Source organism: Psychrosphaera saromensis, from assembly GCF_002954545.1.
Taxonomy (GTDB): Bacteria; Pseudomonadota; Gammaproteobacteria; order Enterobacterales; family Alteromonadaceae; genus Psychrosphaera; species Psychrosphaera saromensis.
The window spans coordinates 451,274-466,399 of record NZ_MSCH01000003.1 but is presented as its reverse complement, the minus strand read 5'-3'; the positions used below and the strand labels follow the sequence as shown (position 1 = coordinate 466,399).

Genomic DNA, 15,126 nt, shown 5'->3' with positions numbered 1-15,126 from the left:
ACTACCTCTCTTTTCTTTTAGGACGTGGTGGTTTGTGATTTTCAAACTCTTCGCTGCTAATCACTCCGTTGTTGTCGACATCTATACTGACAAATACTTCTTCATGCTCGCCGTGTGGTAATTTTAGAATAGAGAACTCTTCAAAATTAATTTCACCATCTGAGTTGGTGTCTATATCGGAAAATACAGGGCGAGGTTTACGTTCGTGTTCTGTTTGAGCTGCTTGAACTAAAGTAGTCGCACTGAATACTAAAGCCAGTAGCATTTTTGAATAAATATGCATGTAATGCTCCTATCGTTATTAATGACTTATGCCAATTGCATTAATTATAAAATAACGACAGAAGTTGCAAACATTGTGCAAGAATTGAGGAAGTACGTAAGTAAGGGGACTTTTATAAAATTAATCGAGCTTTTATAAAACTAAACGATATCCAGTACCATAAACGGAATGAATCCAATCTTTACCGTCACTGATATCGGCCAATTTTTTACGTAGCTTTTTGATATGACTATCGATTGTTCTGTTATTAACGATACGGTGATCGGTATACATGTTTTGCATTAACTGCTCACGAGTAAAAATACGTTCAGGTTTATTAGCTAAAGGTTTTAGCAGCTGAAATTCTACCGACGTTAACGATACTTCCTTGCCATGAAATCCAACACTTAATCTATGTTCGTCTAGCTCAAGTAGTTCCGAGTTTTGCTCTATCGTGACTGTTCTTCTTAGCACAGCTTTAACCCTAGCAACCACTTCACGAGGACTAAAAGGTTTACAGATGTAGTCGTCAGCGCCAAGTTCTAAGCCGATTAGTCGATCTATTTCGTCTACCTTAGCGGTGATCATTAAGATAGGTACATTAGAGAATTGACGTATTTCTTTACAAATATCAATGCCATTTTTTCCTGGCAACATGATATCCAGTAAAATAGCGCTAGGTTGATGTTCTTTCACCCAGTCAATCACGACACTCCCATCATGAATTTGGTGAGTGGTGTACTCTGCCTGTAAAAAATAATCAGACAATAAGCTAGCGAGTTTTATCTCATCTTCTACGATTAATATCGGATTCAACATATATATACTCTCTTATTAACTTATAACTATTGGCAGTTTAATCACTATGGATAAACCACCATTTTTAGAATGTTGCGCGGTTACTTCGCCTTGATGAGCAATAACAATAAGGCGGCAAATAGCTAAGCCTAATCCGGCTCCACCTGTTTTTCTGTTACGTGATTCCTCAACTCGATACAAGTGCTCAAACAGGTGTGCTAAATGTACCTCTTCTACGCCAATGCCATTGTCTTCGAATGTTAAAACGGCAAATTGTTTGTCACCAATATGTTCAACCGACAATGAGATGGTTAACTCTGTGGCGTAAGAGTATTTAATACAGTTATTGATAACGTTTTCAAACAGTTGATAAAGTCTGGTTTTATCAATGTACACATCAATTTCTTGGTCGGTAATATTAAGATTTAACTTAATACCAGCCGTTGCTAAATAGCTTTGATATTTCTGTTCTTCATTTAAGATTAAGTGAGTTAGCTCTTCATCTTGTTTACGGTAGCGCATTCCGCCAACATCGGCACTAGTAAGTAAATTTAAGTCATCAATAAGGCGCTGTAAGTGTTTTACTTCATCGTTAGCGGACGAAATATTATCTTTCGATAATGGTCTTACGTTATCTAACATGGCTTCTAATTCACCACGCAGTATTGCCACCGGCGTACGCAGTTCATGAGAAATATTTGCCAACCAACGCTTTCTGGCAGTATCATTTTCCGCTAATGTCAGAGCTAATTCATTGTAGTCTCTTGCCATTTGACCAAGTTCATCTCGACGAGTTAATTGTACAGATTGTTTATAATTACCTTGTGTCAGTTGGTGCATACTTCGGCTAATAAGCTTTATTGGTTCAACTAAGTTTCTTGCTAATGGTAAAGTGACTAAAGTCACAAGACTCATAGCCATCAAAGCGATTACCCACAGATAATTTTGTTGTTGTTCGATGAAATCAATTTCATAACCATTAGTAAGTCTATTTCGTTTAGAGATAGCTAAAAAACCAATGGTAACGCCATTAAGCTCTATTGCTGTTTTAGTATAATCCAAATCATCAAGGTACATGCCAGCCACAACATTTTCTGTCTGGTCTAATAACGCATAATAGGCTTCATTCTCTTGCTGAGGTGGACGAAATCTTCTACCCGGAGGTCCGTCGTTTCTTGCTTTTCTAAAGTATTTTGAATCTGCATCATTTTGCGGGGGGCGCATACCTCTTCGTGGTTGCGGAGGAAGTCGACTCTCGTCAATAAATTCACTGCCTTTTAATTGATTAGTGATCAAATGTCGGAATTTATCATTCTGGCCGTCCATAGAAAGCCAACTGTTATCTTCTTTATATTCTTCAGCTAATTGGACGGCTAACGGCTGTAAAATTTGCACTTCTTTAGTATTAACATAATTAATCATGCCTTTACCTAGGCTCCATTGCATAAGTAACACTAAAATAGTGACTAATAAAAAGCTAAAGCCAAATAATACTAAAAACAGCTTATTTTGAATTTTCATTGTGGGGACAAAATCCTTATTTAACGTAACCTGCCATGGTTATACAGGAACATGATTTACACAGATACATTCGATGAATAGAGTGGTAATTTGAATGTTTCTGGCTAAATAAATTAAAACCTAAGGGTGATCATATTAAGCCAATGTGCAAATACAGTGCACTATTAAAAATAACGTTTATACGGTTAATAACCAAGTGAAATATTAGGAAGGATAGTTGAAGTCTTTCACATTCATAGTGTAATTTTTATTTGTTCTAACTGGTTGTTAAAAATATCATCAATAGCACTAATACTATCGGTTGCTAACGTAAAATAATCATTCGCGGTAATAGTAATTGATGATGTTTGAATCAACTCAAATTCTATGATGTTAGTTAGTTCAGTCATTTTTGTCTGAGCTGTGGTTAATAAGGTTTTATGCTGGCCGCTGAAACTATCTAAAAATGATAATTTAGACAGTATATCTTTGCTTGTTAGCTTAATATGCTGCTCCAAAAAAGATAAACGAATTTTATCGACACTGCTACAATTTCCCACCGTAGCAACTCCAACACCAATCGCTCTTGATTGTCCTATAGTTTCAGTGGAAGCAACAAGCTCTCGCCAAACATAACCTATGTTAGGCATAGCCGTTAGTGATAATGAATTTAAATGACTATTTTCGGCTTCATCCTCTAATAGATAAAGTAGATTTGAAATCATCTGTGTATGTTGTTTAAAATTATTTTGCGGGTCGGTGTCTATATTTTGTTTGGTTAAGCGACTCCAGTGATCTTGAAATGATATCCAACGACATGAAGTTGCGACTTTTTTATTGGATAAATCATTACTGATTTTGTTAATTTTCCTTTCAATATCACTTAATTCCGCTTTCTGTTTTAAGTCCCCATTTAGCTTTGCGGCACTCAAACCTCGATGTTTTTGCACTAAACTTATCAGTGACTTTATATTTATAATATTAGATAAACCATCTAACTGTTGGGCTTTGGTCTTTTTTACTTTGTACGAATGAATGAGCAGCGCGCTTAACGTCAATATGACAACAAATAGAATATATATATACATGTTAATTTAATTCCTTCTGACTCTATTGAGTTAACATTTTTAAGTGACCGGCGACAATTTCTGTTTGCTTTACTATTTCAGCATTGTCTCTAGCCCCTTGCACAACGAGCTCAATATGTTGCGATATTTCCAATGTTGCAGCGCTTTGTTGTTCCGCTGTTGCTGATACATTTTCCATTTTTTGTTGTACCAACATAGTTGCTGATGTGATCTCAATTAACGCATCGTCAACCAGAGTTGATTGTGACTGACAATGTGAAGTTTGCTCAACAACGTTTGCCATGTTTTCAGCTATTTTGTGACTTTGAGTTAAGGCTGCATTGATATTAGAACTAATACTATCAGCCGCCTCTCGTGAACTATGTGCCAAGGCTCTAACCTCTTCGGCAACAACTGCAAAACCTCTGCCTGTTTCACCAGCTCTAGCGGCTTCAATTGATGCATTTAATGCTAATAAGTTAGTTTGATCGGCTATTGCTTGTATTGACTCAGATGAAGTTGTGACTATTTTCACCAGTTGTTCTAATTGTTGAATATCTTGCTGGGTATTTTTGGCTTCGTTTAGCACAATATTTAGTGATGATCTTAAGTCCGTGATTGTACTTCTGCCGTTTTTAGCGTCTTGGTTGGCATTTTTAGATGAGGTATGAACATCGGCGATCCTATTATTAACTTCAACAAAGGATTGGCTCATCTGATTAATGGCTGCCGCTGTAGAAGTTGTAGCATCAGATTGCTTTTGTACATTGACGGATACCGCATGGGCTTTTTCGATAACTTGCGATGCTGAATAATCTACTTCGTGGAGTTTTTCGTGGTGTTTATTATTCACCCTATTTAACTCACGGTAAGTATTCATAAATTGTTCAATAGATTCAACTGGCAGTAAGCTGTGTAATTTTAAGCTACGGTAATCAAAGGATTCTGGGTCTAAGCTATCTAATGCAGTTTTGAAAGTGACGATTTCGCGGGAGAAAATAACAATGAGTGACAAACTAAAATAACAAACCAAACAGGCATTGATCAGCAAAAGAGTTGAAGCTGTATTTGAGTCAGTTATTAAAAAGACGGCTAACACAACTTGGGTAAAGATAAAGAGTACTAATATCGCCACATAAGCTTTGAAGCCTATATATTTAACTAACTGGCGCGTGGGCCAAACAAATGTATTTAGCATAAGTGTTAAGTTTCAAATCCATTGATTGTTTAGGTTTCTATATCTCTATACATATCAATATATATTCCAACTTGTAACTCGCTGAATATCAATGCTTAATTTTACTAGGCGTATTTTCTTTGACCTAACTTGGTGCGGATTTATTAAACTATGTACTAATTTGGTATTTATTAAGAATATGAAGTTTTTAATAAATAATGATGAAATGGCCTATTTAAATAGGCCTTGCTCGACTTTAGATGGCTAATGGTGGGAAGCTGTGGATGAATTAACCAATAATGGTATTACGTCCATTATTTTTCGCTAGATATAGATTGTCATCAGCTTGTTTTAAGCATTCGTTCCATGTTTTGTCTTTTTCTATTTCGGCTAAGCCAATACTCAAGGTTGGAGTAAGTCCATGCTCAAAATTAATCTCGGTTAATTTCTCCTGGACAGAAGTTGAAAAGCTTTGAGCATTTTTTAAGTCGGTATTTAATAAAACCACTAAAAACTCTTCACCACCTAAGCGATAAACTTGATCAACACTGCGACAGCGTTGTTTTAACAAAGTCGCAATTTCAATAATGACCTGATCACCAGCGTCATGACCATATTTATCGTTGATTAATTTAAAGTGATCTATGTCTATGCTGACCAATGTCATGGGATTTAATGTTCTATTATGTTGCTGAATCGCAAGTGTAATATTGTCTTCCAGAGTTAAGCGGTTTAACAAACCGGTTAACGGATCTTTTACTGCCAGTTCGCTTAATTTTAAATGTTGCTCGGTAATGATATTTACAAACAAATTGGCTAAGGCCGCAACAATAATTAAACTGGCATACATTCTGATAACCACAGCCATATCAAACTGAGTTAAAATTGCAGGCGTGAGAATTCCCAATGTTAATATGTTGGCAATCACGGCTTGCCGTTGCGGCATAATGAAATTGACAATCAATATGGTAGGAAAACACCACAAAATTCCTATGATGCCTTTATCAACCACTAGCTGATATAAAAGAAAATAGACAATTGGCATTAATACGCCAAAGGCGATAGTGCTGTTGTATGTTTTTTTACGATGCATACTTGCATCTATATATACTAAGTTGCAGCAAATGACGGCGATAAGAAGACCAATTAAGATGTCACCGTTAATAAAATTTAAAATGCCAAATGGGACTATGCCGATCAAATAAGCGACAGTTAATCTGTGAATAATTTTGTGTATTACGTCAGGCATAGAGCTGTTGTTATTAAAATTAGTATTAATGTTTATTCCTCTACTAAAACAAGTGAATATATTTCTTTCGTTATAATACCCCAATATTCATTAATCGTAGCAGTTTCTTATCCAATCAATGCTTTATATCTAATTACATCCTACTTGTTACGGATTAAGGCTGTGCAAATGGTTTTGAGCCAATTATAGTAAGGGCACGAATATAACGATGCGGAATCGTTACATGAACAAAATAAAAAAACATCTTAATACAATTGTTATTGGCCTAGTAATCACACTATTCTTTGTTGCTTTAGTCGACTCAAAAATTCCAGTTTTAAGAACGGCAATAGATAGAGTTGAAGGGATTATTTACGATGCCCGCTTAAATGCCACATTACCTGAGACGGTGCGTAAATCTGATCACAATATATTTATTGTCGATATTGATGAAAAAGCGTTAAAACAATATGGCCGATTTCCCTGGAGCCGTCATACGGTAAAGCAATTAGTTACAAACCTAGTGGACGCTGGTGTTGTCGTTATTGCTTTTGATATTACCTTCACTGAGCCGGAGATAAATCCACTAGATACTGTGTTTAATACCGAGTTAGGTAAAAAACTAGCGGGTTTATCGTCAGAGCAATTAATTCAATTAAGAGATGAGCTTGATGCGGATAAACAATTCGCACAAGTACTTGGCGATACTGACATAGTGTTAGGTGTGTTATTCCAACAAGAAGCTGATGTAGATGTCGGTAAATTAAAAAACTCTACCATTGAGTTGCTAGATAAATCAGCCGCAGTAGAAAAAGTCAGAGGGATAGAGTTTTCAGGGCAGCTGGCCAATGTCGATGTATTACAAGAGGCAGTCTACGGACAAGGCTTCTTTAATTCAGCCCCCGACCCAGACGGTTTTATAAGGCGCGCAGCGTTAGTCATTAAACATAAAGATCAGTTTTATCCATCGTTAGCATTAGAGGCAGCTCGCTTATTTAACTTGGCGGATAAAATCGACCTGGAAACAACCAAATTACCAGCCAACGACATTTATAATATAACCGCGGTTAAATTTGCTAATAACCGAATACCGACTGACGAATATGGCCGAGTGTTAGTGCCATTTCGTGGTGGTCAAAAGTCGTTCCCATACTATTCTGCCGCCGACATTTTAAATGGTGATATAGGTTTAGAATTACTTGAAGGCGGTGTCGCTTTCATAGGAACCTCCGCCGTTGGCTTAGCCGATTTACGTGCGACTTCAGTTGGCCTGCAATACCCAGGTGTGGAAGTTCATGCCAATGTATTTGAGGGAATACTACAGCCTGAATTGTTTTCTTACCGACCAGATTGGTGGGAAGGTGCTTTATTAGTACAAATATTGTTGTTAGGTCTTTTGTTGTCAATTGTATTGCCTTTATTAGGGCCATCTCGTATGGCGTTAGTGGGTGGTGTGTCTTTTGTCTTTGTGGTTGGATTTAATTTATTTATGTGGCAACAGCATATTTCGTTGCCCGTTACTCAACCCTTAGGCTTGGTGATTTTAATTAGTGGTTTTAATTTAGCGCGCGGATTTTTTGCGGAAAACAGTAACCGACAACAAATTAAATCTATGTTCGACCAATATGTACCACCGGCGCACATCGACAAAATGCTTAGTGATCCAAATGGCGTATCGTTAGAAGGTGAACGTAAGGAAATGTCAGTGCTGTTTTCTGATATTCGCAGCTTTACCAGCATTTCAGAAAAACTGTCGGCCAACGATTTAAAAGACTTATTAAACGAATATTTCTCGCCAATAACCAAAAGTATTTTTGAACACCAAGGCACAATCGACAAGTACGTTGGTGACATGGTTATGGCATTTTGGGGCGCACCGTTAAACGATCCCAATCATGCAGAACATGCCGTTATTGGTGGTTTTGATATGTTAAAAATCACCGCTGAATTACGTGAGCAATTTCTAGAAAAAGATTGGCCCGCCATTTATGTTGGTATTGGTATTAATACTGGCGACATGAACGTGGGGGATATGGGATCGGAATACCGCCGAGCTTATACAGTACTTGGCGATGCGGTAAATTTAGGCTCTCGTCTGGAAAGCTTAACCAAATTTTATGGCCTAGAATTTTTGGTCAGTGAGTTCACCAAAGCGCAATGTCCCAACATTTTATTCAGGCCGGTCGATAAAGTAAAAGTGAAAGGTAAAGATGAAGCCGTTGCCATTTTTGAACCAGTGTGCCAAATCACACAAAGTACCGCTGAATTAGAACAAGAATTAGCGGAGTTAGAGCTGGCTTACAATTGGTATTTGGATCAACAATGGCAGCAAGCTGACACTGCATATAAAAACTTGTTAACTCAATATCCAAACAAGAAAATATACCAAATATATATTGAGCGAATAGAACAGCTCAGAGATATCGAATTAGACCCTGACTGGGATGGTTCGTTTACCCATACTTCAAAATAACAGTCAGTGCTAAAGAAAAGAAAAGAAAAGAAAAACCTTTAACAGAAATGGTATCCATTTAATGAAATATAGTTTTAATGTAGAAGACGCAAGCCAAGTATTTGTTGGTGCATTTGCCTTAGCTGTGCCGATTTCATTTTCAGAAGAAGCATGGAAATTAGGTGAAACCTTACCTTTGGCAAACCTGTTTATGTTATTTGCTTTGTCGGTTTTATTCCTAGGCTTATTCACTTATCAGAGTGTTTTTCAAAAGGACATCGCATCTCGCAAAGGTGCGTTTGTATTTAGAATTGTGATTGCGTACTTAATCACAGCTCTTGTTGTTGCATTAGTCTTATTCTGTTTGGATAAGTTACCACTTTGGGGGGATCCTATGACCTCGTTAAATCGGATTGTTGTCATCACTATGCCAGCATCTATGGGTGCGATTGTGGTGGACTCTTTAGATAAAGAATAAGTGTAAAAGCATAGCGTTTCTCGCTAAGCCTCAATAACCATAATCCCCATTTAAATTGGCTAGGTGCGACAATTTGTCGCATTGAGTCCTCGTTAGATAAAAATCATAATACAGTCATTAATCTGGATGAATAAAAGTAACGCCTTTTAGTTCAGAAAAACAATGAGAGAATATTATGAATCTAGCTTTTAAAACCAAATCGACTTTAGTGTCATTAGCCACCGTATTTATGTTGAGTGCTTGTAGTAGTGACTCAGAAAATGAAACGTCCATGACTGAATTTACTTTAAACTTCAAAGCCATGAGCGGCGTAGAAGAAGTAACTTGTGACAATACGATAAGTGGGTTTGGTGCCGACGAAGAATATTCTGTTGGGGTAAATGACTTAAGATTTTACGTCAGCAATCTAGCGTTTTACGACCAGTACGGCGAAGAAATTGAGATGACATTAGATGATAGTGACTTTCAATTAAATCATGAAGAAGGCTTTGTTGGTTTAATTGACTTAACTAGCAACACCTCAGGTACTTGCATCAGCTCTGGCACAGAAAGAACCAACGCTATATTAACTGGGAGCATGCTAGATACAGGCGTGAGCAAAGTAACTTTTGATATTGGCGTACCACAAGCCGTAATGAAAGACGTTATCGCAACAAGCTCTGCCGAAGATGCACCGTCACCGTTAAACGAAATGAACTGGCCTTGGGCATCTGGCTACCGTCATTTTTTAATGAACTTTATTATTGAAAACACCAGTGCTTTAACCGGCGGCGGCTTTTTACATATTGGCAGCAAAGGTTGTGGTAGCACTGATGGCTTGTTAGCACTAGAAGATAAAGACAGTTGTGACTTTGTAAATACCCCACAAGTTGAATTAACGGACTTTGATCCAAGCATCAATACCGTAGTAATAGACATCGACCAACTATTAACCGATGTGACATTTTCATCAATAAGTGACGATGACGAAGCAACCGAACAATTAAGCGCTAATTGTCATTCTCAAAGTCCTACCATGCAGCCAAACTGTGCCCCTATCTTTAGTAACTTAGGTTTAGATACTGACGATGGAACGGCTGTCGCTAGTGACAATAAGGTTGTTACTTTTCAATAAGCGTTAATGTAGACGTATTAAAGGGCTTCGGCCCTTTTTGTCGTTTTCTTTTTTATTCCTTTTTATTAGTTTTAATTGATGACAATAGAGTTATTAAATTTTGAAATATATAGTTAATTTGGTTTCTATTCGTATGACAGCTGTTCGAATAACAGTTTTTCAAATGACAGTGCTAAGCAGCATATTCTTTCTGTTGTCGGCTTGTGAACAAGAGTCCAGCACAGAGATCCAAACCAGCGATGAAAGTGCCTCCGTAAGGGAAATTTTAGAACTTCCCGATCACATGCCAACACCTGCCGTTCCAGATTTTAATCCATTAACCAATGCCAAAATTCAGCTAGGGCGTTTTTTGTTTTACGATGAAAAGCTATCGGCCAATCAAGCGCAGTCTTGTTCGTCTTGTCATGATCAGTCTTTGGCATTCTCCGACGGCGTAGCTCAACCGCTTGGCTCTACAGGACATCAGTTAGTAAGAAACAGCCAAGGGTTAGCTAACGTTATTTATCACACAACGTTTACCTGGAGTAACAACAGCTTTTTAGAACTTGAAGATCAGCTTAATGTACCAATTAGAGCGGACAACCCAATAGAACTTGGGGTTACGGATGCTAAGTTAAATGAAGTGTTATTACGTTTTGAGCAAGATGAAGAATACCTGGCTTTGTTCGCCGCGGCTTTCCCTGATGAAGATGACACTATCAGCATGAACAAGATCATATTTTCTTTGGCAAGTTTTGTTAGAAGTATGATCAGCGCATCCAGTCCTTACGATCAATATTTAGCGGGCGATAAAACCGCATTAACCGAACAACAGATCGCAGGTTATCAGCTATTTAACGGCGAGAAGTTTGAGTGTTTTCATTGCCATTCAGGGATCAACTTTTCATCGTCTTATCGTGATGCAAACACCGCAAGCGACGCCACCGAATTCCCATTTTTTAACAATGGTTTATATAACGTAGGTGGTGACGGTAGCTATCCAGAAGAAGACCAAGGTCTTTATGATGCATCGCTTGACCCCGCAGACAAAGGATTATTCCGTCCACAGAGTCTACGTAATATCGAATTAACTGCTCCGTATATGCACGACGGCAGCATAGCTACATTGCGTGAAGTGATTGAGCATTATGCTCGTGGCGGCAGCCTGACAGAGTCGGGTGTTAATGCCGGTGACGGTAAAAACAGTCCGTTAAAATCGGCGTTGATCTTAGGCTTTGATGCCACCGATGAAGAAATAGAGGCGGTTATTGCATTTTTAGAGTCACTCACCGATGAAGAATTTATAACTTCACCAAAATTTTCAAACCCATTTGAAGAATAATTTTATGTTAAAACAACCTCTATTAATTATGGCCGTTCTTGCTAGTGGTGTTTCCACTTTTTTGGCAAACGCACATGAACCTAGTTCTATTAATATGCCATCGCAGTTATTAATAAAAAGCGCCATAGCCGTACAAAACAAATCTATTGTTGCAGATGACGAGGCTTGGTTAATTCCTGGGGTAATGCTTGGCGGTGAAGCCACACCACAATATTCAGGTGCCGCTATTAATGACTTGCAGTTGTTTGGTCGCCTTAACTTGGACAACAGTTATTACTTAGGCAGTAAACTTGGTTATCACCAACATTTAGGTGAAGGTGAACTAGAGCTAGAAAATTATTGGTTAGGTAAGTACTTTGTATTTGATAACAGCATATTAAAAATTGATGTTGGCCAAACCGCAACAGAAGTAACACCAACCGCGAACTACCATGCCTCTCAAGATGAATTTACTACCAAGCCATTATTGGCAGAAGTGTTTTTTGGTGGCCATCACAAAGACACAGGTATAAAAGCAAACTGGTACTGGCAAGAGTTAGAATTAGGCGTAGAAGCTTGGAACGGTGACAGTTGGCCAACCACTTCAACTACAAGTACAAAAAGCGGCAAAGGGAACTTTGCTGGTTTTGCTCGTTATCATGGTTTTATTTACGGTATTAAAACCGACTTTGCCACTTGGTATTCCAAAGGTAATGCTGAGCAACGTATTGATGGTCGTTATGACAGCGGGCATAGTCATTCAGCCACAACCATTACCGCACCAGATGTGAGTTTTACTGGTGACGTGGCTATGGCGGGAAGTTACTTATTGTTATCACATCAAGTTAACGACAACTTTTTATGGTTAGCCCAGTGGGAGTGGATACATAGTCAGCTCGACGGCCAAATTGCCGACACAACCCAAAGTGCAGGCATAGACCAAACATTAGACGGTTACCGCTTAATGCTTGGCGTGAATATTCAAGCGCATAAGTTCTTTGTGCAACAAGAGCATTTAGCCATTAATAATAAATTCACCGACGCCAGTACCACATTGATTGAGTCGCAAGGTTTGTATAACGACGGATTGGAACCGCAACGCTTAATATTGGGTTATCATTGGCAGTGGAATTCTAATTTCACTTTACGGATTGAGTCGGTCAGTGACAAAACACAAGCCTACACGCAAGGTGAAAACGAAACTCAACAATACTGGTCTTTAGGTTTGATTTGGCAGCATAAACTGCTATAAAACAGGCTGGTAAATGGTTAACTGATTTAGCTATTATAAATAAGCTCTAGCTCTATTAGTAATAGGAGCATTAACAAGAGCAATAACAAGATCAGTACGAAGTAGAAACAGCCACTCTGAATTATCCAATAACAAGCGTGTTTAAATGCAAACCATAAAAAGTAGTCAACATATTAGGCCATTAATTACAGCGCGATTTTCTTTTATCGCGTTGCAGATGATTGCTATTTTGTTGTCGCAATATTGGGCTGAGTCGTCACTGCCCTTTTTCAATTTATACGCTATTGTTGCACTGGAAACATCATTAAACGTGATGTTTATGTATATATATCAAACCAATAGAAACGTCAGTTCCAATGCCTACTTTATGCAAGTGGTGATGGATATTCTATTTTTAACAGCTCTGTTATATTTTAGTGGTGGCGCGTCTAATCCATTTGTTTCTCTGTTATTACTGCCTATCGCAATTGCAGCGGTAACCTTACCTAAACATTTATTACTAACTGTGACTATGTTGGCCATAAGTGCTTATTTCGCTTTATTAACCTCATTAAGCCCACACGACCTACACCACATGAACATGGAACAGCACTTGTTGGGCATGTGGTTTAACTTTTTATTATCCGCTGCCGTGGTGGTTTTGGTGGTTGCCTCTTTAATTAAAGCGATGAATAAGCAAGAGCAGTTAGCCAGCAAACAAAGAGAAGAACAATTACGCCAAGAGCAATTGTTGTCTTTAGGCGCTGCTGCTGCACAATTTGCTCACAGATTAGCAACGCCTTTGGCTACCGCGCATTTAGTGTCAGAAGAGCTGCAAGAAATTCAGTCTTACGACGCTATGCTTATCAAGCAATTAGATGAGCAGTTAACAACCTGTCGTCGTCATTTGGACGACTTTAGAGCCATGGCAGAACAAGTTAAAACTAGTTCAAAACAAACTCTGCCAGTACAAGATTTAATAAGTGACTTACAAGACGAAGTGCAACTGAGCTTCCCTAGCGCCAAAGTAGATTGGCGAGTGTCCCCAATTGCACATTTATTCCTAGTTGTAGAACCTATATTAATCCCAGCGTTGTTAAACCTTATTCAAAATGCAGCTGTTGCTAGCAGTGTGAATAACACAAATAACCTAGCGGATAACAGCGAAACTGCAGACGAGCATACTGACACCGTAGAGATCCTAATTACTCCACGGTTGGAAAATAGTGAATTGGATAATAGTGAATTGGTTATCTCTATCCGAGATCACGGCCCTGGCTTTGCTAACGATACTTTACTGCAGCTCGGTAGTGAGCTGGTGGATAGTAAACATGGCTTAGGGATGGGGGTATTTTTATCCCATGTAACGTTGAATAAATTAGGCGGAAAATTAAAGCTGTATAACCACGAGTTAGGTGGCGCGGTTGCAGAAGTCACTTTGCCTGTTATTGTTCAGACATCTGCTCAAGAGCAGAAGCAAGAACAGCAGCAGGTTCGAGTAGAGGGTGACGTAAATGACTAACGAGTCAAGCTATACAGAAGATTATAAAGAAAGCTATGAAGAAGGTCATGAACCGAGTGCTGTAGAAAGTCATAAAAAAAGTGCTGAGCAATCTCCTGAAGAAAAACATAACCGTTTACTGATCATTGAAGATGACGAAAGTTTTGCCGCTATTTTAGCTCGCCGTTTAGAGCGCCATGAATACCAAGTAGATATTGCGCATTCCACACAAACAGGGCTTGAACTCGCCACTAAAATCACACCAGGTTATGTATTGTTAGACATGAAAGTGGGTGACGACAACGGCATCCATATTTTACCGCAATTAAGACAGTTGTTACCTAGCAGCCGTATTATTCTGTTAACGGGTTACGCTAGTATTGCTACAGCGGTTGAGTCAATAAAATCTGGAGCAGACGACTACTTATCCAAACCCATTGATGGCGCAAGTTTATTGGCGGCGCTAAATGGTGGAACAAACATTAGGGCAAGTGCTAGAGCGAGCGGTAGAGCTGATGGCAACTCAGGTGCAGGGGCAGAAGGTAAGTTAAAAGGCACATCAACAAAACATGACACACTCGCAACAAGTATGTCACCAGCCCGTATGGAATGGGAACATATCCAGCAAGTATTAAAAATAAACCAGGGCAACATTTCCGAAACCGCTCGCCAGTTAGGTATGCACCGCAGGACGTTACAACGTAAGTTGGGGAAAAGGCCGCAGGCTAGTTAGATTTTTATTGCCTTCGGCTGGGTTTATTCGTTTTTACTGTCAGATCTTGCTTGTTGATAGATCTTATTTCGCCCCTCGGCGAGTGACCTTTTTGCAACAGCCCAAAAACGTAACCCAAAAAGGCCGCCCGTACCAAAACATCTATTTGTATTAAATACTAACTTTACTCGTCAAATACGGAAAAACTTTCGTCCCTGAAAACCTTTCCTCAATGGGCATCCATGCCCAACCGATTTGAGAAAAGTTATATTAAATACAGATATTTTAAATCGGGAGCAAAGTAAC

Annotated in this window: 13 protein-coding genes; 7 read left to right on the top strand and 6 right to left on the bottom strand. The window is 38.7% G+C overall.

The features are described 5' to 3' along the window. Position 1 precedes the first annotated feature (1 nt). The 6 genes from BTO11_RS02100 to BTO11_RS02075 all read right to left on the bottom strand — a co-directional run bounded on the left by BTO11_RS02100 (position 2) and on the right by BTO11_RS02075 (position 6,053). Positions 2 to 283, bottom strand: a complete 282-nt coding sequence (locus tag BTO11_RS02100) for an EF-hand domain-containing protein (protein ID WP_105051027.1) — start codon at positions 281 to 283, stop codon at positions 2 to 4. Positions 284 to 415: 132 nt separating this feature from the next. Beyond that, positions 416 to 1,081, bottom strand: coding sequence for a response regulator (locus BTO11_RS02095; RefSeq protein ID WP_105051026.1), 666 nt, complete (start codon positions 1,079 to 1,081; stop codon positions 416 to 418). A gap of 15 nt (positions 1,082 to 1,096) precedes the next feature. Beyond that, positions 1,097 to 2,581, bottom strand: coding sequence for an ATP-binding protein (locus tag BTO11_RS02090; RefSeq protein ID WP_105051025.1), 1,485 nt, complete (start codon positions 2,579 to 2,581; stop codon positions 1,097 to 1,099). Between the two features lie 233 nt (positions 2,582 to 2,814). Continuing rightward, positions 2,815 to 3,648 carry a nitrate- and nitrite sensing domain-containing protein gene (locus BTO11_RS02085; protein ID WP_105051024.1) on the bottom strand — a complete coding sequence of 278 codons (834 nt, stop codon included), beginning with the start codon at positions 3,646 to 3,648 and terminating at the stop codon, positions 2,815 to 2,817. 22 nt (positions 3,649 to 3,670) lie between these two features. Next, the gene (locus BTO11_RS02080; protein ID WP_181135818.1) at positions 3,671 to 4,762 is read right to left on the bottom strand and encodes a methyl-accepting chemotaxis protein; all 1,092 of its coding nucleotides are present in this window, start codon (positions 4,760 to 4,762) and stop codon (positions 3,671 to 3,673) included. Between the two features lie 331 nt (positions 4,763 to 5,093). Continuing rightward, the gene (locus tag BTO11_RS02075) at positions 5,094 to 6,053 is read right to left on the bottom strand and encodes a GGDEF domain-containing protein (RefSeq protein ID WP_105051022.1); all 960 of its coding nucleotides are present in this window, start codon (positions 6,051 to 6,053) and stop codon (positions 5,094 to 5,096) included. Between the two features lie 223 nt (positions 6,054 to 6,276). Here BTO11_RS02075 and BTO11_RS02070 point away from each other — a divergent pair, with 223 nt between their 5' ends. The 7 genes from BTO11_RS02070 (at position 6,277) to BTO11_RS02040 (ending at position 14,841) form a co-directional block, all read left to right on the top strand. Continuing rightward, positions 6,277 to 8,505 carry a CHASE2 domain-containing protein gene (locus BTO11_RS02070; RefSeq protein ID WP_105051021.1) on the top strand — a complete coding sequence of 743 codons (2,229 nt, stop codon included), beginning with the start codon at positions 6,277 to 6,279 and terminating at the stop codon, positions 8,503 to 8,505. 61 nt (positions 8,506 to 8,566) lie between these two features. Then, complete coding sequence (locus tag BTO11_RS02065; protein ID WP_105051020.1) at positions 8,567 to 8,962, top strand: DUF2391 family protein; 396 nt, start codon at positions 8,567 to 8,569, stop codon at positions 8,960 to 8,962. A 175-nt stretch (positions 8,963 to 9,137) separates the two neighbouring features. Continuing rightward, on the top strand, positions 9,138 to 10,076 hold the full coding sequence (locus BTO11_RS02060; protein ID WP_105051019.1) for an MbnP family copper-binding protein: 939 nt from the start codon (positions 9,138 to 9,140) through the stop codon (positions 10,074 to 10,076). A 133-nt stretch (positions 10,077 to 10,209) separates the two neighbouring features. Continuing rightward, a complete protein-coding gene (locus BTO11_RS02055; RefSeq protein WP_229793360.1) occupies positions 10,210 to 11,397 on the top strand; it encodes an MbnH family di-heme enzyme in 1,188 nt (395 codons plus the stop codon). A gap of 4 nt (positions 11,398 to 11,401) precedes the next feature. Continuing rightward, positions 11,402 to 12,628, top strand: coding sequence for a hypothetical protein (locus BTO11_RS02050; RefSeq protein ID WP_105051018.1), 1,227 nt, complete (start codon positions 11,402 to 11,404; stop codon positions 12,626 to 12,628). Positions 12,629 to 12,773: 145 nt separating this feature from the next. Then, positions 12,774 to 14,129: an ATP-binding protein gene (locus BTO11_RS02045; protein ID WP_105051017.1), complete on the top strand. Its 1,356-nt coding sequence runs from the start codon at positions 12,774 to 12,776 to the stop codon at positions 14,127 to 14,129. Beyond that, positions 14,122 to 14,841: a response regulator transcription factor gene (locus tag BTO11_RS02040; protein WP_105051016.1), complete on the top strand. Its 720-nt coding sequence runs from the start codon at positions 14,122 to 14,124 to the stop codon at positions 14,839 to 14,841. The genes BTO11_RS02045 and BTO11_RS02040 overlap by 8 nt, the downstream gene beginning before the upstream one ends. Positions 14,842 to 15,126 lie beyond the last annotated feature (285 nt).